Annotated in this window: 20 protein-coding genes and 1 pseudogene; 16 read left to right on the top strand and 5 right to left on the bottom strand. The window is 71.6% G+C overall.

The features are described from left to right. Positions 1–114 precede the first annotated feature (114 nt). A complete protein-coding gene (locus ACZ56L_RS17395) occupies positions 115–1,068 on the bottom strand; it encodes a hypothetical protein (RefSeq protein WP_345224093.1) in 954 nt (317 codons plus the stop codon). Between the two features lie 271 nt (positions 1,069–1,339). Between ACZ56L_RS17395 and ACZ56L_RS17390 the strand changes: the two genes are divergently transcribed. The 16 genes and pseudogenes from ACZ56L_RS17390 (at position 1,340) to ACZ56L_RS17315 (ending at position 20,855) form a co-directional block, all read left to right on the top strand. Beyond that, positions 1,340–1,999, top strand: coding sequence for a papain-like cysteine protease family protein (locus ACZ56L_RS17390; RefSeq protein WP_468684114.1), 660 nt, complete (start codon positions 1,340–1,342; stop codon positions 1,997–1,999). A gap of 4 nt (positions 2,000–2,003) precedes the next feature. After that, a complete protein-coding gene (locus ACZ56L_RS17385; protein WP_471064827.1) occupies positions 2,004–2,786 on the top strand; it encodes a hypothetical protein in 783 nt (260 codons plus the stop codon). Positions 2,787–2,859: 73 nt separating this feature from the next. Next, positions 2,860–4,911: an excinuclease ABC subunit UvrC gene (uvrC, locus tag ACZ56L_RS17380; RefSeq protein WP_471064825.1), complete on the top strand. Its 2,052-nt coding sequence runs from the start codon at positions 2,860–2,862 to the stop codon at positions 4,909–4,911. Then, entirely contained in the window at positions 4,874–5,902 is a 1,029-nt protein-coding gene (rapZ, locus tag ACZ56L_RS17375; RefSeq protein WP_380836921.1) for an RNase adapter RapZ, read from the top strand. The genes uvrC and rapZ overlap by 38 nt, the downstream gene beginning before the upstream one ends. Next, positions 5,899–6,957 (top strand): gluconeogenesis factor YvcK family protein, encoded by a 1,059-nt coding sequence (locus ACZ56L_RS17370; RefSeq protein ID WP_345224100.1) that lies wholly within the window; start codon positions 5,899–5,901, stop codon positions 6,955–6,957. The genes rapZ and ACZ56L_RS17370 overlap by 4 nt, the downstream gene beginning before the upstream one ends. Beyond that, positions 6,948–7,928 (top strand): annotated as a pseudogene (gene whiA, locus ACZ56L_RS17365) (DNA-binding protein WhiA); the annotation flags it as partial. The gene ACZ56L_RS17370 and the pseudogene whiA, both read left to right, overlap by 10 nt. 460 nt (positions 7,929–8,388) lie before the next feature. Then, on the top strand, positions 8,389–11,346 hold the full coding sequence (locus ACZ56L_RS17360) for a M14 family metallopeptidase (protein ID WP_471064823.1): 2,958 nt from the start codon (positions 8,389–8,391) through the stop codon (positions 11,344–11,346). 246 nt (positions 11,347–11,592) lie between these two features. Beyond that, positions 11,593–12,603 (top strand): type I glyceraldehyde-3-phosphate dehydrogenase, encoded by a 1,011-nt coding sequence (gene gap / locus ACZ56L_RS17355; RefSeq protein WP_345224105.1) that lies wholly within the window; start codon positions 11,593–11,595, stop codon positions 12,601–12,603. A 108-nt stretch (positions 12,604–12,711) separates the two neighbouring features. After that, entirely contained in the window at positions 12,712–13,923 is a 1,212-nt protein-coding gene (locus ACZ56L_RS17350; RefSeq protein WP_345224109.1) for a phosphoglycerate kinase, read from the top strand. A 7-nt stretch (positions 13,924–13,930) separates the two neighbouring features. Continuing rightward, positions 13,931–14,710 carry a triose-phosphate isomerase gene (gene tpiA, locus ACZ56L_RS17345; protein WP_345224111.1) on the top strand — a complete coding sequence of 260 codons (780 nt, stop codon included), beginning with the start codon at positions 13,931–13,933 and terminating at the stop codon, positions 14,708–14,710. A gap of 177 nt (positions 14,711–14,887) precedes the next feature. Next, the gene (gene secG, locus ACZ56L_RS17340; RefSeq protein ID WP_345224113.1) at positions 14,888–15,118 is read left to right on the top strand and encodes a preprotein translocase subunit SecG; all 231 of its coding nucleotides are present in this window, start codon (positions 14,888–14,890) and stop codon (positions 15,116–15,118) included. A gap of 180 nt (positions 15,119–15,298) precedes the next feature. Further along, positions 15,299–15,634 (top strand): RNA polymerase-binding protein RbpA, encoded by a 336-nt coding sequence (locus ACZ56L_RS17335; RefSeq protein ID WP_380836918.1) that lies wholly within the window; start codon positions 15,299–15,301, stop codon positions 15,632–15,634. 150 nt (positions 15,635–15,784) lie between these two features. After that, a complete protein-coding gene (locus ACZ56L_RS17330) occupies positions 15,785–16,996 on the top strand; it encodes an MFS transporter (RefSeq protein WP_471064820.1) in 1,212 nt (403 codons plus the stop codon). Positions 16,997–17,045: 49 nt separating this feature from the next. Beyond that, the gene (gene pgi, locus ACZ56L_RS17325; protein WP_380836915.1) at positions 17,046–18,719 is read left to right on the top strand and encodes a glucose-6-phosphate isomerase; all 1,674 of its coding nucleotides are present in this window, start codon (positions 17,046–17,048) and stop codon (positions 18,717–18,719) included. A gap of 43 nt (positions 18,720–18,762) precedes the next feature. Continuing rightward, the gene (locus ACZ56L_RS17320; protein ID WP_345224117.1) at positions 18,763–19,275 is read left to right on the top strand and encodes a PH domain-containing protein; all 513 of its coding nucleotides are present in this window, start codon (positions 18,763–18,765) and stop codon (positions 19,273–19,275) included. Further along, positions 19,272–20,855, top strand: coding sequence for a PH domain-containing protein (locus tag ACZ56L_RS17315; protein ID WP_471064817.1), 1,584 nt, complete (start codon positions 19,272–19,274; stop codon positions 20,853–20,855). The genes ACZ56L_RS17320 and ACZ56L_RS17315 overlap by 4 nt, the downstream gene beginning before the upstream one ends. A gap of 77 nt (positions 20,856–20,932) precedes the next feature. Here the strand turns inward: ACZ56L_RS17315 and pgl are convergent, their stop codons facing one another. The 4 genes from pgl to tal are packed head-to-tail and all read right to left on the bottom strand — an operon-like array spanning position 20,933 to position 25,404. Beyond that, the gene (gene pgl / locus ACZ56L_RS17310; protein ID WP_471064815.1) at positions 20,933–21,715 is read right to left on the bottom strand and encodes a 6-phosphogluconolactonase; all 783 of its coding nucleotides are present in this window, start codon (positions 21,713–21,715) and stop codon (positions 20,933–20,935) included. Beyond that, positions 21,715–22,761, bottom strand: coding sequence for a glucose-6-phosphate dehydrogenase assembly protein OpcA (gene opcA / locus ACZ56L_RS17305; RefSeq protein WP_345224125.1), 1,047 nt, complete (start codon positions 22,759–22,761; stop codon positions 21,715–21,717). Before opcA ends, pgl begins: the two co-directional genes overlap by 1 nt. Beyond that, on the bottom strand, positions 22,758–24,281 hold the full coding sequence (gene zwf / locus ACZ56L_RS17300) for a glucose-6-phosphate dehydrogenase (RefSeq protein WP_345224127.1): 1,524 nt from the start codon (positions 24,279–24,281) through the stop codon (positions 22,758–22,760). Before zwf ends, opcA begins: the two co-directional genes overlap by 4 nt. Positions 24,282–24,285: 4 nt before the next feature. Further along, positions 24,286–25,404, bottom strand: a complete 1,119-nt coding sequence (gene tal, locus ACZ56L_RS17295; RefSeq protein WP_345224129.1) for a transaldolase — start codon at positions 25,402–25,404, stop codon at positions 24,286–24,288. Positions 25,405–25,413 lie beyond the last annotated feature (9 nt).

Here is a 25,413-nt window from a genome sequence, read left to right as displayed (position 1 = left end):
CACCCGTCCGACCCGGTCGCCCGACCCGGTCGCAGTCGGTCACTTCCCGGCAGCCCGAACCGATCGCGTCCGGTCGCCTCCCAGAGCCCTGAACCGATCAGAAACGGTCCGGAGCTACTCCCAGTCCCAGTCGACCCCCAGATTCCCCGGCCGCACCCCCTGCTCCACGAAGTGCACCGTGCCGTGCCGCCCGCTCAGCGTCAGATCCTGCCGCCCCACCCTCGGCGACCCGGCCGACGCCTGGGCGAAGCGGCGGCACCGCACCGGCAGCGCCCGCTCGTCGAAGCGCACCTGGAGCACGTACTGCCCGCCCGCGAAGCGGAAACCGCGCACGTACTCGACGCAGGTCCCGCCGGTGCCGTCCTCGAAGCCGTACGCGAAGAAGTACGTGTCCCCGGCCCGCAGCCGCGCGTCGAACAGCATCTCCGCGACGACGAGCCCGCTCTCCCGGTGCCACCGCACCCGCCCGGTACGGCAGTTGTCCCCGGCCCGCACCCGCACCCGGGACGGGTCGCAGCCCGGGTCGCCGTGGTGCACCGCCAGATAGCGGTCCACGCCGTCCCGGTGCGCCCGCACCACGTGCTGGGAGTCGCGCCCCACCAGCTCCCGGCCGGGCCCGATGCGCACCCGCTCCTGATGGCCGACGGTGTGCAGACCGCCGTCCACCGGCGACTCCAGTTCCGCCAGCAGCATCTCCACCGAGCCCGACGCCTCCACCAGGGCCCGGTACGCACGGCCCTGGGGCCGCTCGCCCTCCGCCCCCTCCGCCACCAGCAGCCGGATCAGCGACTCGGCAGGCAGCCCCAGCACCCCCTCCAGCTCCCGCACCGCGCGCAGCGATTCCGGCCGCTGGGGCCGGCGCGCCCCCTGCTGCCAGTAGCTGAGGCTGGTCACCCCGACGGTGATGCCCCGCCCCGCCAGGTGGTGGCGGACGCGTTGCAACGGCAGCCCGCGCAGTTGCAGGGCCGCCCGCAGCGCCAGGTGGAAGGGCCCGGTCCGCAGCAACTGCTCCAGATCGGCCCGCGCCGGTACGAGGTCGTCGGCTTCCGGTGTCGGGTGCTGCCGCATCACGGCTCCTCCGCTGGCAGTGAACGTTCACGGAGGCACACCGCACCGCCGCGCCGCCGTCGGTGAAGCGGGCTGGTGGACGGAAGCGGTCCGTTCACATCGGGGCCACCGCGTTCACAGCTCCGCGTCACCCCGCATTGAAGCGTGTTGACCTGCACTCGACAACACCCGATGCTCCTCAACAGCGTCCGGACGCGCTCCTCCGCCCTCCCCCCAGCTCGCCAGTCCGTGAGCAGGGGAGGCCCCAACCCCCCGCCTCGGGAGGAACGCGATGCGCGATCGAAGCGACACCCGTCCCCGTACGGCCCTCAGACGGCTCTCCCCGGCCGTCCTGACCGCCGCCCTGCTGCTCGCCGTCCCCACGGCGACCGCCACCGCCGCACCCGTGCCCGTCGACCGGCCCGCCGCGGCCGCCCGGCAGGACGCGGCCCCGGCGGCGGCGCCCCTGCTCGCCGCCAAGCGCCTGAACATCACCATGCAGGCCCAGGAGAAGACCAACTGGTGCTGGGCCGCCGCCGGCAACACCATCGCCACCTGGTTCGGCCGCTCCTACAGCCAGAACCAGTTCTGCAACGCCGCCTTCAACCGCAACCAGAACACCGCCTGCCCCAACAACCAGGCCACCCTGGGCAACGTCCAGACCGGCCTGCGCTGGGCGGGCGTCAACCCGGGCTCCTACGTCACCGGCTGGCTGCGCTACCCGACCGTGCAGAGCGAGATATCCGCCGACCGCCCGGTCGAGACCCGCATCCAGTGGTCGAGCGGCGGCGGCCACATGCACGTGATCTACGGCTACGACACCGCCAACGACTGGGTCTACTGGGGCGACCCGTGGAAGACCAGCAGCCGCTACAACTGGGCCTCGCACGACTGGTACGTGAACAACAACGAGTTCTCCTGGACCCACTCGCTCTACAAGATCGGGGCGTGACGCCGTGACACCGCACGCCAAGCACCTCAGAACAGCCGCCCTCGCCGCCGTCACCACCACCCTGCTGCTGGGCGCCGCCGCCGAGGCCGCGGCCGACGAGACGCCCGCCGCCCTGGCCCACCGGGCGGCCACCGCGCCCGCCACCCTGGACACCCTGTCGCGCTTCTTCGCCCGGGACGGAGCCCTCGCCCGCGCCGCCGCCCCCCGCGTCCAGGACGCCACCGTGCCGGTGCACACGCTCTCGGCGGAGTTCGTCGCGGGCAAGAAGGGGGCCGCGGCCTCCAGGCTGGACTTCATGGCCACCACCGCCGTGTCCTCGGACGGCCGGCAGGCCTCCGTGTGGATGGCGCCGGACAAGGGCGTCTGGAAGGTCGTGAACATCGCCACCGGCGACGACGAGACCCGCTACGCCGCCGCTGGCGCACGCGCCCTCCCGGGCGGCACCGTCTTCCGCGAGCCCCAGATCGACGCCTGGTACGTCCACGACGCCACCCGCGTGCTGCCGCTCGACGAGGACGCCACCCGGGCCGTCGGCGCCCGGGGCTCCACCCTCGCCGCCTACCAGCAGCGCGTCCACGCCGCCTACGCCGACAAGCTCCCCGGCACCGCCTACGCCCGGCAGGGCAAGGCCGGCGGCTACGCGGCCCCCGCCGCCCCCGCAGCCCCGGAGACCGGCGCCTCCGGGGGCGGCGCCCCCGCGGCCCCCGTGGCCGCCGGGGGAGCGGCCGTGCTCCTCGCCGCCGCGGGACTCGCCGCCGTACGGCTGCGCAGGCGCACGCACGCATAACCGGCACCGCCACACGGCCGGGACGCCCCACCGGGGCGTCCCGGCTGTCAGTGCCCGCAAGTAGGCTGCACCCATGGCAGATCCCTCCAGCTACCGTCCCAAGCCGGGCCAGATCCCCGACTCGCCGGGGGTCTACCGCTTCCGCGACGAACACCGCCGGGTGATCTACGTCGGGAAGGCCAAGAGCCTGCGCCCGCGCCTGTCCTCGTACTTCCAGGACCTGGCCAACCTCCACCCGCGCACGCGCACGATGGTGACCACCGCCGCGTCCGTGGAGTGGACGGTCGTCGCCACCGAGGTCGAGGCGCTCCAGTTGGAGTACTCCTGGATCAAGGAGTTCGACCCCCGGTTCAACGTCAAGTACCGCGACGACAAGAGCTACCCGCACCTCGCGGTGACGATGAACGAGGAGTTCCCGCGCGTGCAGGTGATGCGCGGCCCCAAGAAGAAGGGCGTGCGCTACTTCGGCCCGTACGGCCACGCCTGGGCGATCCGCGAGACCGTCGACCTGATGCTGCGCGTCTTCCCCGTGCGCACCTGCTCCGCCGGCGTCTTCAAGCGCTCCGCCCAGATCGGCCGCCCCTGCCTGCTCGGCTACATCGGCAAGTGCGCCGCCCCCTGTGTGGGCCGGGTCACCCCCGAGGAGCACCGGGAACTGGCCGAGGACTTCTGCGACTTCATGGCCGGACGCACCGGCACGTACCTCAAGCGCATCGAGCAGCAGATGGTGATCGCCGCCGAGGACATGGAGTACGAGAAGGCCGCCCGGCTGCGCGACGACATAGGGGCGCTGAAGCGCGCCCTGGAGAAGAACGCGATCGTCTTCAACGACGCCACCGACGCCGACCTGATCGCCCTCGCCGAGGACGAGCTGGAGGCGGCCGTGCAGATCTTCCACGTGCGCGGCGGACGGGTGCGCGGCCAGCGCGGCTGGGTCACCGACAAGGTCGAGAACGTCGACACGGCGGGCCTCGTCGAGCACGCCCTCCAGCAGCTCTACGGCGAGGAGAGCGGCGAGGCGGTGCCCAAGGAGGTGCTCGTCCCGGCGCTCCCCGACGACACCGTCGCCGTCAACCAGTGGCTGACCGCCAAGCGCGGCTCCAACGTCTCGCTGCGCATCCCGCAGCGCGGCGACAAGAAGGACCTGATGGCCACGGTCCAGCGCAACGCCCAGCAGTCCCTGGTCCTGCACAAGACCAAGCGCGCCTCCGACCTGACCACCCGCTCGCGGGCCCTGGAGGAGATCGCCGAGGCCCTCGGGCTGGACGGTGCGCCCCTGCGCATCGAGTGCTACGACATCTCGCACCTCCAGGGCGACGACGTGGTGGCCTCCATGGTGGTCTTCGAGGACGGCCTCGCCCGCAAGAGCGAGTACCGGCGCTTCGAGATCAAGTCCTTCGAGGGCCAGGACGACGTCCGGTCCATGCACGAGGTGATCACCCGCCGCTTCAAGCGCTACCTGTCGGCGAAGGAGAAGACCGGCGACCTCATGGGCGGCGAGATCTCCGAGGAGCAGCTCCAGGAGGACGACGGCAGGCCCAAGCGCTTCGCCTACCCGCCGCAGCTCGTGGTGGTGGACGGCGGACAGCCGCAGGTGGCGGCCGCCCAGCGGGCCCTGGACGAGCTGGGCATCGACGACGTCGCGGTCTGCGGCCTCGCCAAGCGCCTCGAAGAGGTCTGGCTGCCGGACGAGGACGACCCGGTGGTCCTGCCGCGCACCAGCGAGGGCCTCTACCTCCTCCAGCGGGTACGTGACGAGGCCCACCGCTTCGCCATCGCCTACCAGCGCACCAAGCGCGCCAAGCGTTTCCGGGCCGGGCCCCTGGACGACGTGCCGGGGCTGGGCGAGACCCGCAAGCAGGCGCTCATCAAGCACTTCGGTTCGGTGAAGAAGCTCCGATCCGCCACAATTGATCAGATCTGCGAGGTTCCGGGGGTGGGCCGCAGAACGGCCGAGACCGTCGCCGCCGCCCTCGCAGCGGCGGCCCCGGCCGCACCCGCTGTGAACACGGCGACAGGAGAGATCATTGAGGAGGACGAGGCAGCCGCACCCGCGGCCGCCCCGTCACCGAACGGGGGAAGCACACATGAGCAGCACACCGCAGCAGAGCAGCCCAGAGCCTGACCGGGGCCCCGCACCGGCCCCGGCAGACCACCCGGGCCCCGCACCGGACCCCACCGGGCCGGCCACCGACCGAGACGGAGCACACGTGAGTACGGGCATCAAGCGGGAGACCGCCGAGGCCGCCGAGACGCCCATCCCCGAGCTGGTCATCATCTCCGGCATGTCCGGGGCCGGCCGCAGCACGGCCGCGAAGTGCCTGGAGGACCTCGGCTGGTTCGTCGTCGACAACCTGCCGCCCGCGCTGATCCCCACCATGGTGGAGCTCGGCGCCCGCTCCCAGGGCAACGTGGCCCGCATCGCCGTCGTCGTCGACGTCCGCGGCCGCCGCTTCTTCGACAACCTCCGCGAGTCCCTCGCCGACCTCGACGCCAAGGGCGTCCACCGGCGCATCGTCTTCCTGGAGTCCTCCGACGACGCCCTGGTCCGCCGCTTCGAGTCGGTCCGCCGCCCGCACCCCCTCCAGGGCGACGGCCGCATCACCGACGGCATCGGCGCCGAGCGCGACCTGCTGCGCGAGCTGCGCGGCGACGCCGACCTGGTGATCGACACCTCCAGCCTCAACGTCCACGAACTGCGCGCCAAGATGGACGCCCAGTTCGCCGGCGACGAGGAGCCCGAGCTGCGCGCCACCGTCATGTCCTTCGGCTACAAGTACGGCCTGCCCGTCGACGCCGACCTCGTGGTGGACTGCCGCTTCCTGCCCAACCCCCACTGGGTCCCCGAGCTGCGCCCCTTCACCGGCCTCAACGAGGAGGTGGCGGGCTACGTCTTCAACCAGCCCGGCGCCAAGGAGTTCCTGGACCGGTACACCGAGCTGCTCCAGCTCATCGCCACCGGCTACCGCCGCGAGGGCAAGCGCTACGTCACCATCGCGGTCGGCTGCACCGGCGGCAAGCACCGCTCGGTCGCCATGTCCGAGAAGCTGGCCGCCCGCCTGTCCACCGAGGGCGTCGAGACCGTCGTCGTCCACCGGGACATGGGGCGCGAGTGACCAACCGCACCGTCCGGCTGCACCGCCTGCGCAGGGTCACCTCCGCGCTGGGCGGCGAGCCGTCCCCGCGCGCCGCACGCGGCAGGCGCGGCGCCACGCCCAAGGTCGTCGCCCTCGGCGGCGGCATGGGCCTGTCCGCGTCGCTGACCGCGCTGCGGCGCATCACGGGCGACCTGACCGCCGTGGTCACCGTCGCCGACGACGGCGGCTCCAGCGGCCGGCTCCGGGAGGAGCTGGGCGTGCTGCCCCCCGGCGACCTGCGCAAGGCCCTCGCGGCCCTGTGCGGGGACGACGACTGGGGGCAGACCTGGTCGCGCGTCATCCAGCACCGCTTCCAGTCCAAGGGCGACCTGCACGAGCACGCGGTCGGCAACCTGCTGATCGTGGCCCTCTGGGAGCAGCTCGGCGACCACGTGCAGGCCCTGGACCTGGTCGGCAGGCTCCTGGGAGCGCACGGCCGGGTGCTGCCCATGTCCGCGGTCCCGCTGGAGCTCCAGGCGCTCGTCCGCGGCCACGACCCCGAGCGCCCCGACGACATCGACACCGTGCGCGGCCAGGCGACCGTCGCGCTGACCCCCGGCGAGGTGCAGTCGGTGCATCTCGTACCGCACGATCCGCCGGCCGTTCCGGAGGCGGTGGCCGCGGTCCGTGACGCCGACTGGGTGGTTCTCGGACCCGGTTCCTGGTTCTCCTCGGTGATCCCCCACCTGTTGGTGCCGGAACTGCTGGATGCCCTGGTGGAGACCAAGGCGAGGCGGATCCTGTCCCTCAATCTGGCACCCCAGCCAGGCGAAACCGAGGGCTTTTCACCGCAACGTCATTTGGAGGTTTTGGCCCGACACGCCCCTAAACTCGCCCTCGACGTGGTGCTGGCCGACCAGGCCGCCGTGCCCGACCTTCCCTCACTCGCCGATGCCGCCAAACGGTTCGGTGCGACGGTCGAGCTGGCGCCGGTGGCCCGGCCCGACGGAGCCCCCCAGCACGACCCGGAGCTCCTGGCAGCCGCGTACGACCGTATTTTTCGGATGCATGGAAGGATCGGCCCATGGCGATGACGGCAGCGGTGAAGGACGAGATCTCCCGGCTCCCCGTCACCCGGACCTGCTGCAGAAAGGCAGAGGTCTCGGCGATCCTCCGGTTCGCGGGCGGCCTGCACCTGGTGAGCGGGCGCATCGTGATCGAGGCGGAGCTGGACGTCAGCTATGCGGCACGCAGGCTGAAGAAGGACATCCTGGAGATCTTCGGGCACAGCTCGGAGCTCGTGGTGATGGCGCCCAGCGGTCTGCGCCGCGGTTCGCGCTTCCTCGTACGGGTGGTGGCGGGCGGCGACCAGCTCGCCCGCCAGACGGGCCTGGTGGACGGCCGCGGGCGGCCCATCCGGGGGCTGCCCCCGCAGGTGGTCTCGGGGGCCACCTGTGACGCCGAGGCGGCCTGGCGCGGGGCCTTCCTCGCGCACGGCTCCCTCACCGAGCCGGGCCGCTCGTCCTCCCTGGAGGTCACCTGCCCGGGCCCGGAGGCGGCGCTCGCGCTGGTCGGCGCGGCCCGCAGGCTCTCCATCGGCGCCAAGGCGCGCGAGGTGCGCGGCGTGGACCGGGTCGTCGTGCGCGACGGCGACGCGATCGGCGCGCTGCTCACCCGGCTCGGCGCGCACGACTCGGTACTGGCCTGGGAGGAGCGGCGGATGCGCCGCGAGGTCCGCGCCACCGCCAACCGGCTCGCCAACTTCGACGACGCCAACCTGCGCCGCAGCGCCCGGGCGGCCGTCGCCGCCGGGGCCCGCGTGCAGCGCGCGCTGGAGATCCTCGGCGAGGAGGTGCCCGAGCACCTCGCCGCGGCGGGCCGCCTGCGCATGGAGCACAAGCAGGCGTCGCTGGAGGAGCTGGGCGCGCTGGCCGACCCGCCGCTGACCAAGGACGCGGTCGCCGGCCGCATCCGACGGCTGCTGGCGATGGCCGACAAGCGGGCGCAGGACCTCGGCATTCCGGGTACGGAGTGCAACCTCACCGAGGACATGACCGAGGAGATCGAGGAGGAGATGGCCAAGGGCCTCGCCGCCTCGCTGGCCAACAGCGCCGCACTCGCCGACGACTCCGCCCTGTCCGGCGCCCCGGGCGGCGGCATGACGGGAAGCATCACGGGCAGCGTGCCGGGGATGACGGCGCCCGGGATGACGGGGACCGGGATGGCGGCGCACGGCATGGCGGCCGGCCCGGCCGACGCCCTGGTGGCCGGAACGGCCGGCGGTGCGGCCACCGGCGTGGCCGGCGACCTGGCGGCCGGTAGGGCCGGCGGGATGGCCACGAGCCTGTAGCCCGCGGGGTCCCCCGCCGCGGAATTCATGACTCCGCCACAACTCGCTGCCTCTGACGCCCAGTTGGGTGCCAGGGGCAGCTTTCTGTGTTGCTGATGTGCTCTTGACGTGGCCATGAATGGTCATGATTCTGACGTCTGTTCACTCACGTGACAGACAACTGCAAGGGGGGCACATGAGACGCAGAGCGAGATCGATACTCGCCGCATCCTCACTGCTGATAGCCGGCCTGGCCGCGATACCCGTGGCCCAGGCGCAGCCCGCCGGAGACACCGCACCGGGCGGCGACGGCGTCACGGTCTTCGACGCGAAGGTCACCCAGGCACAGGTGCCGCTGCTCCTGCGGGCCGGCACCGACGCCCACGAGCTCAGCGAGCGGGTCCCGGCCAAGGGCACCGCCACCGTCGAACTGATCCTCACCCAGAAGCGGGCCGCCGAACTGCGCGCCCAGGGCGTGGACCTGGCCGAGCGCAGGCTCCCCGCGGCCAAGGCGCGGGCCGCGGCCGCCGGGGACGGCGTGTTCCGCCCGTACAGCGGCAAGGGCGGCCTCCAGGAGGAGCTGCTGGCCGTCGCGCAGGCCAACCCGTCCATCGCCAAGGCCGTCTCCATCGGCAAGACGGTCCGGGGCAAGGACATCCTGGCCCTCAAGCTGACGAAGAACGCCCGCACCAGCGCCGACGGCTCCAAGCCCGCCACGCTCTACGTGTCCAACCAGCACGCCCGTGAGTGGATCACCCCGGAGATGACCCGCCGGCTGATGCACCACTTCGTCAACGGGTACGGCAAGGACGCGAAGATCACCGGGCTCGTCGACAGGAGCGAGCTGTGGTTCGTGCTGTCCGCCAACCCGGACGGCTACGACTACACGCACACCGACCCCACGAACCGCAACGTCCGGCTGTGGCGCAAGAACCTCCGCGACACCAACGGCAGCGGGAGGACCGAGACCGGCGACGGCATCGACCTGAACCGCAACTTCGGCTACAAGTGGGGCTACGACAACGAGGGTTCGTCCCCCGACCCCTCGGACGAGACCTACCGCGGCCCGAAGGCCATGTCCGAGCCCGAGACGCTCGCCCTGGACCGCTTCCAGAAGCGCATCGGCTTCAAGTACGCGATCAACTACCACTCGGCCGCCGAACTGATCCTCTACGGCGTCGGCTGGCAGGTCGCCACCCCCACCCCCGACGACGTGGCCCTCAAGGCCCTTGCCGGCACCCCGGAGAACTCCGCCGTTCCCGGCTACCACCCGCAGGTCTCCTCGGAGCTGTACGTCACCAACGGCGAGGCCGACGGGCACGCCGGCAACGTCAACGGCATCAAGATGTTCACCCCCGAGATGTCGACCTGCCAGACGATCTCCGACCTGGACCCGAACGACCGGTGGAACGCCCGCGACTGCATGTCGGGCTTCAACTTCCCCGACGACGAGAAGCTGATCCAGCAGGAGTTCGCGAAGAACATCCCCTTCGCGCTCTCCATAGCCGAGACCACGCTCACCCCGGACCAGCCGAAGTCCTCCGTCGGCATCGACGCCCCCGACTTCACGCTCGACCCCTTCACCACGTCCTACGCCCGCGACCGCGACCAGGAGATCAACGTCACGGTCCGCAAGTCGGTGCGCGACAAGGAGCTCAAGTACCGCGTCAACGGCGGCAAGGTCCACGACCAGGCGCTGAAGCCGTGGGACGGCGGACTGCGCTACGGCGACGAGGACAACACCTACTTCGACGACTACCGCGCCAAGGTCCAGGACGGCGAGCCGGGCGACAAGGTCGAGGTCTGGTTCACCGGCGAGACGAAGGCCGGAAGGCCCACCGAGAGCGAGCACTTCACCTACACGCTCGCCGACCGCCCCAAGGCCGCCCACCTGGTGGTCGCCGAGGAGGGCGCACCGGCCACCGAGGTCCAGAAGTACGTGGACGCGCTGAAGGCCAACGGCCGCTCCGCCACCTCCTGGGACGTCGCCGCCCAGGGCGCCCCGCACTCGCTCGGCGTCCTCGGCCACTTCGACTCGGTCGTCCACTACACCGGGGCCAACGCCCCGGGCGGCCCGACCCAGTACCAGCTCCGCCAGTACCTCAACGAGGGCGGCAAGCTGGTCGAGGCCGGTGAGAAGGCCGGCGGCACGGCCCAGCTCGGCCCGGCCGTCACCGACGACTTCAGCCAGTACTACCTCGGCGCGTACGGCCGCGCGAACGCCCCCGGCGCCACCGGCTTCGCGGGCGCGGGCGGCCTGCAGGGCCTCACCACCCCGCTCGCGGGCGCCCCCGGCAACCCGCTGGACACCCCCGGCACCTACCTGGTCACCTCCGACTCGCTCCCGGCGGCCGAGTTCCCGCAGTTCAAGAGCGCCCAGGCGGGCCGCTACACCGGGATCGCCAACCCGTACGCCCCCTACCAGGGCTCCTGGATGGCGTCCGCGACCAGTCAGAGCGGCCAGTACAAGCGCCTGACCCGCACCGTCGACCTGACCGGCGTCAGCGCCGCCGACCAGCCGACCCTGCGCGCCGCGCTCAACTGGAACACCGAGAACGGCTACGACCACGCGTTCCTGGAGGCCCGTACTGCGGGCGCCGAGGACCACACGACGCTGCCCGAGAAGAGCGGCCTCACCAAGAACACCGTCCCGGCCCAGTGCGACCAGGGCTTCTACCTGGAGGCGCACCCCTTCCTGGCGCGCTACCTCACCCGGGGCGACGCGGGCTGCACCGCGAGCGGCACCAGCGGCCAGTGGAACAGCTTCACCGGTTCCTCCGGCGGCTGGAAGCAGGTCTCCTTCGATCTGAGCGCCTACGCGGGCAAGAAGGTCGAGCTGTCCCTGGCCTACGTCACCGACCCGAGCGACCTGGGCCGCGGCGTCTTCCTGGACGACACCCGTCTCACCGTCGGCGGCGCCGACCGCGACGCGGAGGGCTTCGAGACCTCCCTCGGCGCCTGGGCGCCGACGGCCGCCCCGGCCGGCAGCCCGGCGGTGACCGGCCCGTGGGCCCGCACCGGCGAGCTGTTCCAGACGTACGCGGCGGTCACCACCCGTGACACCGCGCTCCTCGGCTTCGGCCTGGAGCACGTGCCGGACGCCGGACAGCGCGCCAAGCTCCTGGAGAAGGCCCTGCGGAGCATCAAGGGCTGAGTCCGGCCGCGTCCGGAAGGCCCCCACCGGTCACGCTGAGTAATACGGACAAAGGTCCCGACGACCCGTACTACCCGCTCCATTACCGGGTAGTACGGGTCGTCGAGTCATGTTCCGGCCACGGCACGGCCGCACTCGATGCGACGTGAAGGTCTACGGAGAGGTAGGGTCGACAGCGGTCGGGGACATCCCATACAAGCTCGCCGAGGCGTCGAAACCCCGGCGTACCAACGAGGAGATCGGTTCGTGACGATCCGCGTAGGAATCAACGGCTTCGGCCGCATCGGGCGCAACTACTTCCGGGCGCTGCTGGAGCAGGGCGCCGACATCGAGGTCGTGGCTGTCAACGACCTGGGTGACACCGCGACCACCGCGCACCTTCTGAAGTACGACACCATCCTGGGCCGCCTCAAGGCCGAGGTGTCGCACACCGAGGACACCATCACCGTCGACGGCCACACCATCAAGGTGCTGTCCGAGCGCAACCCCGCCGACATCCCGTGGGGCACGCTGGGCGTCGACATCGTGATCGAGTCGACCGGCATCTTCACCAAGAAGGCCGACGCCGAGAAGCACATCGCGGGCGGCGCGAAGAAGGTCCTCATCTCGGCCCCGGCCAAGGACGAGGACATCACCATCGTGATGGGCGTCAACCAGGACAAGTACGACGCGGCCAACCACCACGTCATCTCCAACGCCTCCTGCACCACCAACTGCGTGGCGCCGATGGCCAAGGTTCTCGACGAGAACTTCGGCCTGGTCAAGGGCCTGATGACGACGGTCCACGCGTACACCAACGACCAGCGCATCCTGGACTTCCCGCACTCGGACCTGCGCCGCGCCCGCGCCGCCGCCGAGAACATCATCCCGACCACGACCGGTGCCGCCAAGGCCACCGCCCTGGTCCTCCCGCAGCTCAAGGGCAAGCTGGACGGCATGGCGATCCGCGTGCCCGTGCCCACCGGCTCGGTCACCGACCTGGTCGTGGAGCTCGGCCGCGAGGTCACCAAGGACGAGGTCAACGCCGCGTTCAAGAAGGCCGCCACCGACGGCGACCTCAAGGGCTACCTCACGTACACCGAGGACCCGATCGTGTCCTCCGACATCGTCGGCGACCCGTCGTCCTGCACCTTCGACTCCTCCCTGACGATGGTCCAGGAGGACAAGACGGTGAAGATCCTCGGCTGGTACGACAACGAGTGGGGCTACTCGAACCGTCTGGTCGACCTGACCGTCTTCGTCGGCGGTCAGCTCTGACCACGCAGTACTGAGATCATCTCGATGTGAGCGACAGGGCTCGGGCAGCGCAACGCGGCGCTGTACGGGCCCTGTGGCCTGTCCAGCCCTTCTGAGGAGCCGTACTTCATGAAGACGATCGACGAACTCATCGCCGACGGGGTCGCGGGCAAGCGGGTCTTCGTCCGCGCCGACCTCAACGTGCCGCTCGACGGCACCACGATCACCGACGACGGCCGCATCCGCGCCGTCGCCCCCACGATCGCCAAGCTCGCCGCCGCGGGCGCCCGGGTGATCGTCGCCTCGCACCTGGGCCGCCCCAAGGGCTCCCCGGACCCGGCGTTCTCCCTGGCCCCGGCCGCCAAGCGGCTCGGCGAGATCCTCGAAGCCGAGGTCGCCTTCGCCACCGACACGGTCGGCGAATCCGCCCGCGCCACGGTCGAGGCCCTGGCCGACGGCAAGGTCGCGGTCATCGAGAACCTGCGCTTCAACGCCGGTGAGACGGCCAAGGACGACGCCGAGCGCGGCGCCTTCGCCGATGAGCTCGCCTCCCTCGCCGACCTGTACGTCGGCGACGGCTTCGGCGCGGTGCACCGCAAGCACGCGTCGGTCTTCGACCTCCCGGCCCGCCTGCCGCACGCGGCCGGCGACCTCATCGCCACCGAGGTCGGCGTGCTGAAGAAGCTCACCGAGGACGTCAAGCGCCCCTACGTCGTGGTCCTCGGCGGCGCCAAGGTCTCCGACAAGCTCGGCGTGATCGATCACCTCCTGGAGAAGGCCGACCGCATCCTGGTCGGCGGCGGCATGGCGTACACCTTCCTCAAGGCCCAGGGCCACGAGGTCGGCATCTCGCTCCTGCAGGAGGACCAGATCCCGGTCGTCCTGGAGTACCTGGAGCGGGCCGAGAACAAGGGCGTCGAGTTCGTCCTGCCGGTCGACGTGCTGGTCTCCGCGGACTTCCCGGACCTGAAGACCAAGGCTCCGGCCAACCCGGCCACCGTCGCCGCCGACGCCATCCCGGCCGACCAGGAGGGCCTGGACATCGGGCCCAGGACCCGCGAGCTGTACGCTGCCAAGCTGGCGGACGCCGCCACGGTCTTCTGGAACGGCCCCATGGGCGTCTTCGAGCACCCCGACTACGCCGGCGGCACCGCCGCCGTCGCGCAGGGCCTGCTCGACAGCAGCGCCTTCACGGTCGTCGGCGGCGGCGACTCCGCCGCGGCCGTCCGCATCCTCGGCTTCGACGAGAACGCGTTCGGCCACATCTCGACCGGCGGCGGCGCCAGCCTGGAATACCTGGAAGGCAAGACCCTGCCCGGCCTTGCCGCACTGGAGGACTGATCCTGAGATGAGCACCACCCGCACCCCGCTGATGGCGGGCAACTGGAAGATGAACCTCAACCACCTCGAGGCCATCGCCCACGTCCAGAAGCTCGCCTTCGCGCTGACCGACAAGGACTACGACGACGTGGAGGTCGCGGTCCTGCCGCCCTTCACCGACCTGCGTTCGGTGCAGACCCTGGTCGACGGCGACAAGCTGAAGATCAAGTACGGCGCCCAGGACCTCTCGGCGCACGACTCCGGCGCGTACACCGGCGAGATCTCCGGTGCGATGCTGGCGAAGTTCAAGTGCTCCTACGTGGCCGTCGGCCACTCCGAGCGCCGCCAGTACCACAACGAGACCGACGAGGTCGTCAACGCCAAGGTCAAGGCCGCGTTCAAGCACGGCCTGACCCCGATCATGTGCGTCGGCGAGGGCCTGGACGTCCGCAAGGCCGGCCGGCAGGTCGAGCACACGCTCGCCCAGGTCGACGGCGGCCTGAAGGACGTCCCGGCCGAGCAGGCCGAGTCCGTCGTCGTCGCGTACGAGCCCGTGTGGGCGATCGGCACCGGCGAGGTCGCCACGCCCGAGGACGCGCAGGAGGTCTGCGGCGCGATCCGCGGCCGGCTCGCCGAGCTGTACTCGCAGGAGCTGGCCGACAAGGTCCGCATCCAGTACGGCGGCTCCGTCAAGTCCGGGAACGTCGCCGCGATCATGGCGAAGCCCGACGTCGACGGCGCGCTGATCGGCGGCGCGGCGCTGGACGTCGACGAGTTCGTCAAGATCGTGCGCTACCGCGACCAGTAGTCGCACCGGTGCCGGCCGGGCGCGTGCCAGGTCACGGCGGTCACCGGTAGTACCGGCAGTGAGTAGGCCCTAGGGCCGATCCGTCGTACTCTGACGGGGGCCGGTGGCTCGCCACCGGCCCCCGTCGTCTTTGTCTGTCCCGAGACTTGATCCGAGGAAGTTGGTCCAGCCGTGGTTATGGGGTTCTCGATCGCCCTGATCGTATTCAGCCTGCTGCTGATGCTGCTGGTTCTGATGCACAAGGGGAAGGGCGGCGGCCTCTCCGACATGTTCGGCGGTGGCATGCAGTCGTCCGTCGGAGGGTCCTCGGTCGCCGAGCGCAACCTCGACCGGATCACCGTCGTCGTCGGCCTGATCTGGTTCGGCCTCATCGTGGCGCTCGCGCTGCTGATGAAGCTCGACGGCTGACGCACATCGTCCGGTACGACCGGTCCGATGCCGGGATCGCGGCCTATCATGGGCAGGCGTCCCGGCGTCGGGGTGTAACTCCCGTCACTGGACGCGCGTTGGGCCTTATTCCAGAGTGGGCGCCCGCCGCGGGGCAGTAGGACGCAGCCTCGCAGCACCATCACGCAGGGAGTTACGACCGTGGCAAGTGGCAACGCGATCCGGGGAAGCCGGGTCGGAGCGGGGCCGATGGGCGAGGCCGAGCGCGGCGAGTCCGCGCCCCGCCTGCGCATCTCCTTCTGGTGCTCCAACGGGCACGAGACACAGCCCAGCTTCGCCAGCGACGCAGCTGTCCCCGACACCTGGGACTGCCCGCGCTGCGGGTTCCCGGCCGGTCAGGACCGGGACAACCCCCCGGCTCCGCCGCGCACGGAACCGTACAAGACACATCTCGCCTACGTGCGGGAGCGGCGCAGCGACGCGGACGGCGAGGCGATCCTCGCCGAGGCGCTCGCCAAACTGCGGGGCGAGATCTAGGAATTGAGCGGGGGCCGGACACCTGGGGGTGTCCGGCCCCCGCTGCCTGCGCCGGCACGGTGGCTGTTTCCGCCGGTCAGGCCGATTGTCAGTGGTACCCCTTACGGTCTTTCCACGATCTGAACGGCTCGGCCGGCGGGGGTGGTGGTTGTGGCAGCGGTGCAGGCGGTGGAGGGGCGGGCGCCCGCGTGGCGCGGTGGATTCGGGCGGCTGTGGTCGGCCGCCGTCGTGTCCAAGTTCGGCGACTCCCTGCGTACGGCCGCGATGCCGCTGCTCGCGGCCACGCTGACCGAGGACCCGGTGCTGGTGGCGCTGGTGAGCGCGGGCGGGTTCCTGCCGTGGCTGCTGTTCGGGCTGCTCGGCGGGGCGGTCGCCGACCGGGTCGACCAGCGGCGGGCGATGTGGGCCGTGGACCTCGCGCGGGGACTGCTGATGGCTGCCTTCGCGGTGGCGGTCGCCCTGGGACAGGCCTCGATCGCCCTGCTGATCGGGGTGGCCTTCGCGCTGACCACGCTCCAGACCCTGTTCGACAACGCGGCGACCGCCCTGCTGCCCTCGCTCGTCCCCGCGCACGCCCTGGGCTCGGCGAACGCCCGGCTGATGACCGGGCAGCAGGTGGCGGGGACCTTCCTGGCGGCCCCGCTGGTGCCGCTGCTGCTGGTCGTGGGGTCCTCGGTGCCGTACGCGGCCGACGCGCTCACCTATGCCCTCGCCGCCGCGCTGATCGCCTCGCTGCGGGTTCCGGCACCCGCGCGGGCACCGCGCCCGGCGGGCAGCACCCTGCGCGGGGACATCGCGGCCGGGCTGAAGGTGCTGTGGGCGGACCGGCGCCTGCGCGGGCTGTGCACGGCCACCACCCTGTGCAACATCGGCGTCGGCGGGCTCGTCGCCACCCTGGTGCTGCACATCACCGGCTGGCTGGACGCCGGGCAGGCGGGATTCGCGGCGGCGATCACCACGTACGGAGTGGGCGGCGTGGCCGGCGGGGCGGTGGCCGGACGGCTCGCCGCCCGGTTCGGCCGCATACGCAGCGTGTTCCTGGCCGGACTGGCGCAGACCGCCGCGCTCGTCGTGCTGGGGACGGTCCGGGAGCTGTGGGCGGCGGTGGCCGCGATGGCGGTGTTCGGGCTGATGGGCATCGTGTGGAACGCCAACCAGACGACCCTGGTGCAGGAGCGCAGCCCGGCGGAGATGCTGGGCAGGGTCAGCTCCGCCTTCCGCACGCTCGCCGTCGCCGGGGCCCCGCTCGGGGCGCTCCTGGCGGGGGTCGCGGCGGCCGGGTGGGGGCTGAACGCGCCGGCGCTGCTGGCGGCGGCCCTGATGGCGTCCGCCGTTGCCGCACTCGTACCCCTGATCAATTAGGTTGGGGAAGCAGCGGGGGATGCAGGCGGATACGAGTAGAAGTGGGCTGATGTCCGAGATGAACGCGATGGATTCGAAGAACGGCCGTACCAGGCTGAACCAGCTCCCCGAGTGGACGGCCCTGGGCAAGCACCGGGAGCAGTTGGGCGACACCCACCTGCGCGACCTGTTCGCCGCCGACCCGGCCCGCGGCACGGGCTGCACCCTCCAGGTCGGCGACCTCCACCTCGACTACTCCAAGCACCTGGTCACCGACGAGACCCTGGGCCTGCTGCGCGAGCTGGCCCGGGCCACCGGCGTGGCCGAGCTGCGGGACGCCATGTTCCGCGGCGAGAAGATCAACACCACCGAGGACCGCGCGGTCCTGCACACCGCACTGCGCGCCCCGCGCGACGCGGTGATCGAGGTCGACGGCGAGAACGTCGTCCCGGCCGTGCACGCCGTCCTCGACAAGATGGCCGCCTTCTCCGACAAGGTCCGCTCGGGGGAGTGGACCGGTCACACCGGCAGGCGCATCAGGACGGTCGTCAACATCGGCATCGGCGGCTCCGACCTCGGTCCGGCCATGGCGTACGAGGTGCTGCGCTCCTTCAGCGACCGCGAGCTGGACTTCCGCTTCGTGTCCAACGTGGACGGCGCCGACCTGCACGAGGCGATCCGCGGCCTGGACGCCGAGGAGACCCTCTTCATCGTCGCCTCCAAGACCTTCACGACGATCGAGACCATCACCAACGCCACCTCCGCCCGCGACTGGCTGCTGGGGCAGCTCGGCGGTGACGAGTCCGCCGTCGCCCGGCACTTCGTGGCGCTGTCCACGAACGCCGAGAAGGTCGCCGACTTCGGCATCGACACGGCCAACATGTTCGAGTTCTGGGACTGGGTCGGCGGACGCTACTCCTACGACTCGGCCATCGGCCTCTCGCTGATGATCGCCATCGGCCCGGACCGCTTCCGGGAGATGCTCGACGGCTTCCACCAGGTCGACGAGCACTTCCGCACCGCGCCGGCCGAGGAGAACGCGCCGCTGCTGCTGGGCCTGCTGGGCGTCTGGTACGGGGCCTTCTTCGACGCACAGGCGCACGCGGTCCTGCCGTACAGCCACTACCTGTCGAAGTTCACCGCCTACCTCCAGCAGCTCGACATGGAGTCCAACGGCAAGTCCGTGGACCGCGACGGCGTCCCCGTCGACTGGCAGACCGGACCGGTCGTCTGGGGCACCCCGGGCACCAACGGGCAGCACGCGTACTACCAGTTGCTGCACCAGGGCACCAAGGTCGTCCCGGCCGACTTCATCGGCTTCGCCCGCCCGGTCCGGGACCTGACGCCCGGCCTGGCGGCCCAGCACGACCTGCTGATGGCGAACTTCTTCGCCCAGACGCAGGCGCTGGCCTTCGGCAAGACGCCGGACGAGGTGCGGGCCGAGGGCGTCGCCGAGGAACTGGTGCCGCACAAGACCTTCCGCGGCAACCACCCGACGACCACCATCCTCGCCGACGAGCTGACGCCGTCCGTGCTGGGCCAGTTGATCGCCCTCTACGAGCACAAGGTGTTCGTCCAGGGCGCGATCTGGAACATCGACTCCTTCGACCAGTGGGGCGTCGAGCTGGGCAAGGTCCTGGCGAAGAAGATCGAACCGGTGCTGACCGGAGCGGAGCGGGGCGAGGCGCTCGACAGTTCGACCGCCGCTCTGGTGGGCAAGTACCGTACCTTGCGCGGCCGATGAGGCCGACCGGCTGACGGGTGAGGGCCACGGGGGAGGGGTGACGGTGTCGGGGACCGGAACGGGCACGGGAGCGGTACGGCTGAGACCGCCGCGCAACAGGTTCGACCGCAGGGTCGTCCCCTGGTGGCGGGTGCAGTGGCTGCTGCTCGTGCTCCCGCCGGTCCTCGTCCTCGTGCTCCTGGGAGTGCTGATCGAGCCGGCCAGGTTCTGGCTGTTCCTCCCCGCGGTGCTGATCGCCGTGCCCGGGCTGCTCGCCGCCCTGTTCCTGCCCGGGTGGTGGTACCGGGTGCACCGCTGGGAGGTCACCGACTCCGCGGTCTACACCCACACCGGGTACTTCTGGCAGGAGTGGCGGGTGGCGCCGATGTCGCGGATCCAGACCGTGGACACCGTGCGCGGCCCGCTGCAACAGGCCTTCGGGCTGTCCACCGTCGTCGTCACCACCGGGTCCGCCAAGGGCGCGGTCAAGATCGAGGGTCTCGACCACGAGGCCGCCGCCGAACTCGCCGAGCAGCTCACGCGGATCACCGGGGCGACCCCCGGGGACGCCACATGAGCGGGACACCGGCGGACGGGGCGGACGCCGCCCCCGCCGCCGACGCTCCGGCCCAGGACGCACCCGTCGACGCGGCGTGGCAGCGGCTCGACCGGCGCACGGTGCTCGTCGCCTCGCTCCTCATGGGCGGCATCGCCGTCAGCGGCGGAGTGCCCGCCTTCGTCGCCCTCGTCGTCCCCTTCGGGGCGGTCACGGCGCTCGCCTGGGTGCTGGGCGGAGCCGCGCTGTTCGTCCTCGGCAGCGCCGCCCTGGAGTACCTCCGGTGGCGGCACACCCGCTACCGGATCGGCCCCGAGCGGGCCGAACTGCACACCGGGCTGCTGCTGGTGAAGCGCCGCTCCCTGCGCCGGGAGCGCATCCGCACCGTCGACCTGACCGCCCATCCGCTGCTGCGCCTCCTCGGCCTGGTCAAGGTGCGCATCGGCACCGGGGAGCACAGCGCCGGGGGAGCGGACTCCATCCTGGAGATCACCCCCGTCACCCGGCAGGAGGGCGACCGGCTGCGCCGCGAACTGCTGGAGCGGGCCGCCCTCCAGGACGGGGGCGAGAACGTCGACGGCAGGCTCGCCGCCCTGGACCCGCGCTGGATCAGGTACGCGCCCGTGTCCTTCACCGCGCCGCTGCTCGGCCTCGGCGCGGGGGGCGCCGTGATGCAGGGCAGCGAGTGGTTCGGGCTCCAGACGGAGGTCATCCAGTGGGTCGGCGGCCTGTTCGACGGGGTCGCCGTGCTCTGGATGATCCTCACGCTGGCCGTGGCGCTGCTGCTCGCGGGGGCGGTCGGCGCGCTCGGCCTGTTCGTCGAGATGTGGTGGGGCTACCGTCTCGACCGCGAGCCGGGCGGGACGCTGCGGGTGCAGCGGGGCCTGTTCACCTCCCGGTCGATCTCCCTGGAGGAGCGGCGGCTGCGGGGCGTGGAGGTGCTGGAGCCGCTCGGCGTCCGGCTGGCCGGGGCGGCCCGCGTGGACGCGGTGGCGACGGGCCTCGCCGAGACCGAGACCGACCAGAAGACGGACCGCAAGACCCTCCTCCCGGCCGCGCCACGGGAGTTCGCCGACACGGTGGCGGCACGGGTGCTGCGCGAGCCCGTCTCCCCGACCTCCGCGGTACGGCTGCGCGCTCACCCGGTGGCGGCGCGGGGACGCCGGCTGCGGTGGGCGCTGGGCTCGGTGGCCGGCGCGGCCCTGGTACTGGTCGTGCTGGGCGTGCTGCTCACCCGGGTGCTGGTGTGGGTGGGGGTGGGACTCGCCGCCGTGCTGCTGCCGGTGGCGGCCCTGCTCGCGGTGGACGCCTACCGCTCGCTGGGGCACGGACTGACCGGGAAGTACCTGGTGGTGCGCTCGGGCTCGATGCGCAGGGCCACGGTGGCGCTGCGGCGGGACGGGGTGATCGGCTTCACCGTGAAGCAGTCGGTGTTCCAGCGCCGGGCCGGGCTGGTCACCGTGACGGCGACGACCGCCGCCGGGTCCGGCGCCTACTCCGCGTACGACGCGGGGCAGACGGAGGGCCTGGAGTTCGCGGCGGAGGCGGTGGCGGGACTGCTGGGGCCGTTCCTGGAACGAGAACCGGACAGCCCGCCGTAACCCCCTGCGCGACGCACCGCGGCCCGGCCGTCCCCCTCGTGGGGGGAAGCGCCGGGCCGCGGTGCGCGGGGCGAAGGTCAGGCCGACGCCGGGGGGTACAGGGACCTCGGGAGTTCCGAGGCCGCCGACTGGTCCAGCAGCCAGAGCGTGCGGGCCCGGCCGTACGCGCCGGAGGCCGGGGCCTGGATCTCGCCGGGGCCGGAGAGGGCGATCGCCGCCGCCTTCGCCTTGTCCTCGCCCGCCGCGAGCAGCCACACCTCGCGGGCCGCCCGGATCGCCGGGAGGGTGAGCGAGATGCGGGTGGGCGGGGGCTTGGGGGCGCCGTGGACGCCCACCACCGTCCGCTCGGTCTCGCGCACCGCCGGGTGCTCCGGGAAGAGCGAGGCGACATGGGTGTCCGGGCCGACGCCCAGCATGAGCACGTCGAAGGCGGGGACCCGGCCGTGGTCCTCGGGACGCGCCGCCGCGGCCAGTTCCGCCGCGTACGCCTCCGCCGCCGAGTCCGCGCCCTCGTACCCCGCGTCCGAGGCCGGCATGGCGTGCACCCTGGCCGGGTCCAGCGGGACCGCGTCCAGCAGCGCCTCGCGGGCCTGCGTGTAGTTCCGCTCGGGGTCGTCGGCGGGGACGTAGCGCTCGTCGCCCCACCACAGGTCCAGGCGCGACCAGTCGATCGCGTCCCGGGCCGGGGAGGAGGCCAGCGCCGCCAGCAGACCGTTGCCGTTGCGGCCGCCGGTGAGGACCACCGACGCCGAGCCGCGGGCGGCCTGCGCGTCGACGACCTTCGTGATGAGCCGGGCCGCCGCGGCCTGCGCCATCAGCTCCTTGTCCCGGTGCACCACCAACTGCGGCGCGCTGCTCATCACTTGGCGGCCGCCTTCTTCGCGGGAGCCGCCTTCTTCGCCGGGGCGGGCTTGTCCTCGGAGCCCTTCGCGGCGGCGGTCCCGCCGGTCGCGGAGGCTTCCGCCTGCTCCTTGTCCACGACCGCGCCCAGCCGGTCCACGCCGAACTTCAGCGCGGAGGCGTACGTGTCGTCCGGGTCGAGCCGGCGCAGTTCCTCGGCCAGCAGCTCCGCGGTCTCGCGGCGCTTGAGGGCCACCGCGCGGTCCGGCTGCCCGCTCATGCACAGGGTGGCCAGGGAGCCGTCGGCACGGTCCAGGACGATCGGGCCGTCCTCGGTCTCCATCCGCACGGCGGTCAGGCCGGGGCCGGGGGAGAGCGTGCGCTTGACCGGCACGGCGAGCCGGTCGGCCAGCCACATCGCCAGCAGCTCGCAGCTCGGGTTGAACTCCTCGCCCTCCACCTCGACCGCGGTGACCCTGGTGGGCAACTGGTCGAGCGCGGCGGCCAGCATCGAGCGCCACGGGGTGATGCGGGCCCAGGACAGGTCCGTGTCGCCCGGCGTGTAGTTCTCGCTGCGTGCCGTTAGCTCGTGGATCGGCTGCTCGGCGGCGTAGGTGTCGGTCACGCGGCGCTGGCCCAGCGACCCCAGCGGGTCCTTCGCCGGGTCCACAGGACCGTTCACCGGCCACCAGACGACGGTGGGGGCGTCCGGCAGCAGCAGCGGCAGGACCACCGACTGGGCGTGGTTGATGACCTCGCCGTACAGCCGCAGGACCACCGTCTCACCGGTGCCCGCGGCCGCGCCGACCCGCACCTCCGCGTCCAGCCGCGCCTTCGCGCGGTCGCGCGGCGAGCGGGAGGGACGCTTGACGACGACCAGCTTGCGCGAGGGGTGCTCGCGCGAGGCGTCGTTGGCCGCCTTCAGGGCGTCGTACGCGTTCTCCTCGTCGGTGACGATGACGAGGGTGAGCACCATGCCGACGGCGGGGGTCCCGATGGCCCGCCGCGCCTGCACGAGTGCCTTGTTGACTTTGCTGGACGTGGTGTCCGTCAGGTCGATTTTCATGGCCGGCGCCAGCTCCGTCCGTCTCGTGCGAGCATTTCGTCCGCCTCGACCGGGCCCCAGGTGCCGGACGCGTACTGGGCGGGCTTGCCGTGGGTGTCCCAGTACTCCTCGATCGGGTCGAGGATCCGCCAGGACTGCTCGACCTCCTCCAGGCGCGGGAACAGGTTGGCGTCGCCCAGCAGCACGTCCAGGATCAGGCGCTCGTACGCCTCGGGGCTCGACTCCGTGAAGGACTCGCCGTACGCGAAGTCCATCGACACGTCCCGGATCTCCATGGAGGTGCCGGGCACTTTGGAGCCGAAGCGCACGGTCACGCCCTCGTCCGGCTGGACGCGGATGACGATCGCGTTCTGGCCGAGCTCCTCGGTGGCGGTGTGGTCGAAGGGGGAGTGCGGGGCGCGCTGGAAGACGACCGCGATCTCCGTCACGCGGCGGCCGAGGCGCTTGCCGGTGCGCAGGTAGAACGGGACGCCCGCCCAGCGGCGGTTGTCGATCTCCAGCTTCACGGCGGCGTAGGTGTCGGTCTTCGACTTGGGGTCGATGCCGTCCTCCTGGAGGTAGCCGACGGCCTTCGCGCCGCCCTGCCACCCCGCCGCGTACTGGCCGCGCACGGTGTCCCGGCCCAGATCCTTGGGGATCTTGACCGCGCCCAGCACCTTGGACTTCTCCGCGACCAGCGCGTCCGCCTCGAAGGAGGCGGGCTCCTCCATGGCGGTCAGCGCGAGCAACTGGAGGAGGTGGTTCTGGATGACGTCGCGGGCCGCGCCGATGCCGTCGTAGTACCCGGCCCGGCCGCCGATGCCGATGTCCTCGGCCATGGTGATCTGCACGTGGTCCACGTACGACCGGTTCCAGATCGGCTCGAACATCTGGTTGGCGAACCGCAGCGCCAGGATGTTCTGCACCGTCTCCTTCCCCAGGTAGTGGTCGATCCGGAAGACCTCGTTCGGGGGGAAGACCTCGTGGACGATCCGGTTGAGCTCCTGTGCGGAGGCCAGGTCGTGCCCGAAGGGCTTCTCGATGACGGCGCGCCGCCAGGAGTTCTTCTGCTGGTCGGCCAGCCCGTGCTTCTTGAGCTGCTGGACGACCTGCGGGAAGAACTTCGGGGGCACGGAGAGGTAGAAGGCGAAGTTGCCGCCGGTGCCCTGCGCCTGGTCGAGCTCCTGGATCGTCGTCTTCAGGGTCTCGAACGCCTTGTCGTCGTCGAAGTCGCCCTGGACGAAGCGCATGCCCTGGATGAGCTGCTGCCAGACCTCCTCGCGGAACTCCGTGCGCGCGTGCTCCTTGACGGCGTCATGCACGACCTGCGCGAAGTCCTCGTTCTCCCAGTCGCGCCGGGCGAAGCCGATGAGCGAGAAGCCCGGCGGCAGCAGACCCCGGTTGGCCAGGTCGTAGACGGCGGGCATCAACTTTTTACGGGACAAATCGCCCGTGACGCCGAAGATGACCAGGCCCGACGGCCCCGCGATGCGCGGGAGCCGTCGGTCCTGGGCGTCACGCAGCGGATTGCTGCTGGACAAGTGGTCAGCCCTCCGAAGGAGCGAGGCGCTTGAGCTCGGCCTCGGTCGACTTGAGCAGGTCGTTCCAGGCGTCCTCGAACTTGGAGACCCCCTCGGTCTCCAGCAGCTCCACGACGTCGTCGTACTTGATGCCCAGCTTCTCGACGGCGTCGAGCTCGGCGCGGGCCTGCTCGTACGTGCCCGCGATGGTGTTGCCGGTGATCTCGCCGTGGTCGGCCGCGGCCTCCAGGGTCGCCTCCGGCATGGTGTTCACCGTGCCCGGGGCCACCAGGTCGTCGACGTACAGCGTGTCCTTGTACGACGGGTCCTTGACGCCGGTCGAGGCCCACAGCGGACGCTGCTTGTTGGCCTGCGCCTTGTCGAGGGCCGCCCAGCGCTCGCCGCTGAAGACCTCCTCGTACGCCTGGTAGGCGAGGCGTGCGTTGGCGAGCGCGGCCTTGCCCTTGAGGGCCTTGGCCTCGTCCGTGCCGACGCCGTCCAGGCGCTTGTCGATCTCGGTGTCCACGCGGGACACGAAGAAGGAGGCCACCGAGTGGATCTTGGAGAGGTCCAGGCCCGCGGCCTTCGCCTTCTCCAGGCCCGCCAGGTAGGCGTCCATCACCATGCGGTAGCGCTCCAGCGAGAAGATCAGCGTGACGTTGACGCTGATGCCCAGGCCGATGACCTCGGTGATCGCCGGGATGCCGGCCTTCGTCGCCGGGATCTTGATGAGCGTGTTGGGGCGGTCCACCAGCCAGGCGAGCTGCTTGGCCTCGGCGACCGTCGCCCGGAGGTTGTGCGCCAGACGCGGGTCGACCTCGATGGAGACCCGGCCGTCCTGGCCCTGCGTCGCGTCGAAGACGGGGCGCAGGATGTCGGCGGCGTCCCGGACGTCCGCCGTGGTGATCATCCGGATGGCTTCCTCGACGGTCACCCCGCGGGCCGCGAGGTCGGTGAGCTGGACGTCGTAGCCGTCGCCCTGCGAGATCGCCTTCTGGAAGATCGACGGGTTGGTGGTGACGCCCACGACGTGCTGCTGGTCGATCAGCTCGGCGAGGTTGCCGGAGGTGATCCGCTTGCGCGAGAGGTCGTCGAGCCAGATCGCAACGCCCTCGTCGGAGAGGCGCTTGAGTGCGTCTGTCATGAGAAATGC

It is taken from the genome of Streptomyces sp. NPDC039736 (assembly GCF_055596485.1).
The sequence above is the reverse complement of the archived record's forward strand: the minus strand, read 5'-3'. Positions and strand labels throughout refer to the sequence as shown.

Excerpts from the sequence above, each read along its gene's own strand:
- opcA (WP_345224125.1), bottom strand. The coding sequence starts at position 22,761 with ATGAAAATCGACCTGACGGACACCACGTCCAGCAAAGTCAACAAGGCA.
- tal (WP_345224129.1), bottom strand. The coding sequence starts at position 25,404 with ATGACAGACGCACTCAAGCGCCTCTCCGACGAGGGCGTTGCGATCTGG.
- ACZ56L_RS17395 (WP_345224093.1), bottom strand. The coding sequence starts at position 1,068 with ATGCGGCAGCACCCGACACCGGAAGCCGACGACCTCGTACCGGCGCGG.
- rapZ (WP_380836921.1), top strand. The coding sequence starts at position 4,874 with ATGAGCAGCACACCGCAGCAGAGCAGCCCAGAGCCTGACCGGGGCCCC.
- ACZ56L_RS17315 (WP_471064817.1), top strand. The coding sequence starts at position 19,272 with ATGAGCGGGACACCGGCGGACGGGGCGGACGCCGCCCCCGCCGCCGAC.
- uvrC (WP_471064825.1), top strand. The coding sequence starts at position 2,860 with ATGGCAGATCCCTCCAGCTACCGTCCCAAGCCGGGCCAGATCCCCGAC.
- ACZ56L_RS17360 (WP_471064823.1), top strand. The coding sequence starts at position 8,389 with ATGAGACGCAGAGCGAGATCGATACTCGCCGCATCCTCACTGCTGATA.
- pgi (WP_380836915.1), top strand. The coding sequence starts at position 17,046 with ATGTCCGAGATGAACGCGATGGATTCGAAGAACGGCCGTACCAGGCTG.
- secG (WP_345224113.1), top strand. The coding sequence starts at position 14,888 with ATGGGGTTCTCGATCGCCCTGATCGTATTCAGCCTGCTGCTGATGCTG.
- ACZ56L_RS17390 (WP_468684114.1), top strand. The coding sequence starts at position 1,340 with ATGCGCGATCGAAGCGACACCCGTCCCCGTACGGCCCTCAGACGGCTC.
- pgl (WP_471064815.1), bottom strand. The coding sequence starts at position 21,715 with ATGAGCAGCGCGCCGCAGTTGGTGGTGCACCGGGACAAGGAGCTGATG.
- tpiA (WP_345224111.1), top strand. The coding sequence starts at position 13,931 with ATGAGCACCACCCGCACCCCGCTGATGGCGGGCAACTGGAAGATGAAC.
- ACZ56L_RS17350 (WP_345224109.1), top strand. The coding sequence starts at position 12,712 with ATGAAGACGATCGACGAACTCATCGCCGACGGGGTCGCGGGCAAGCGG.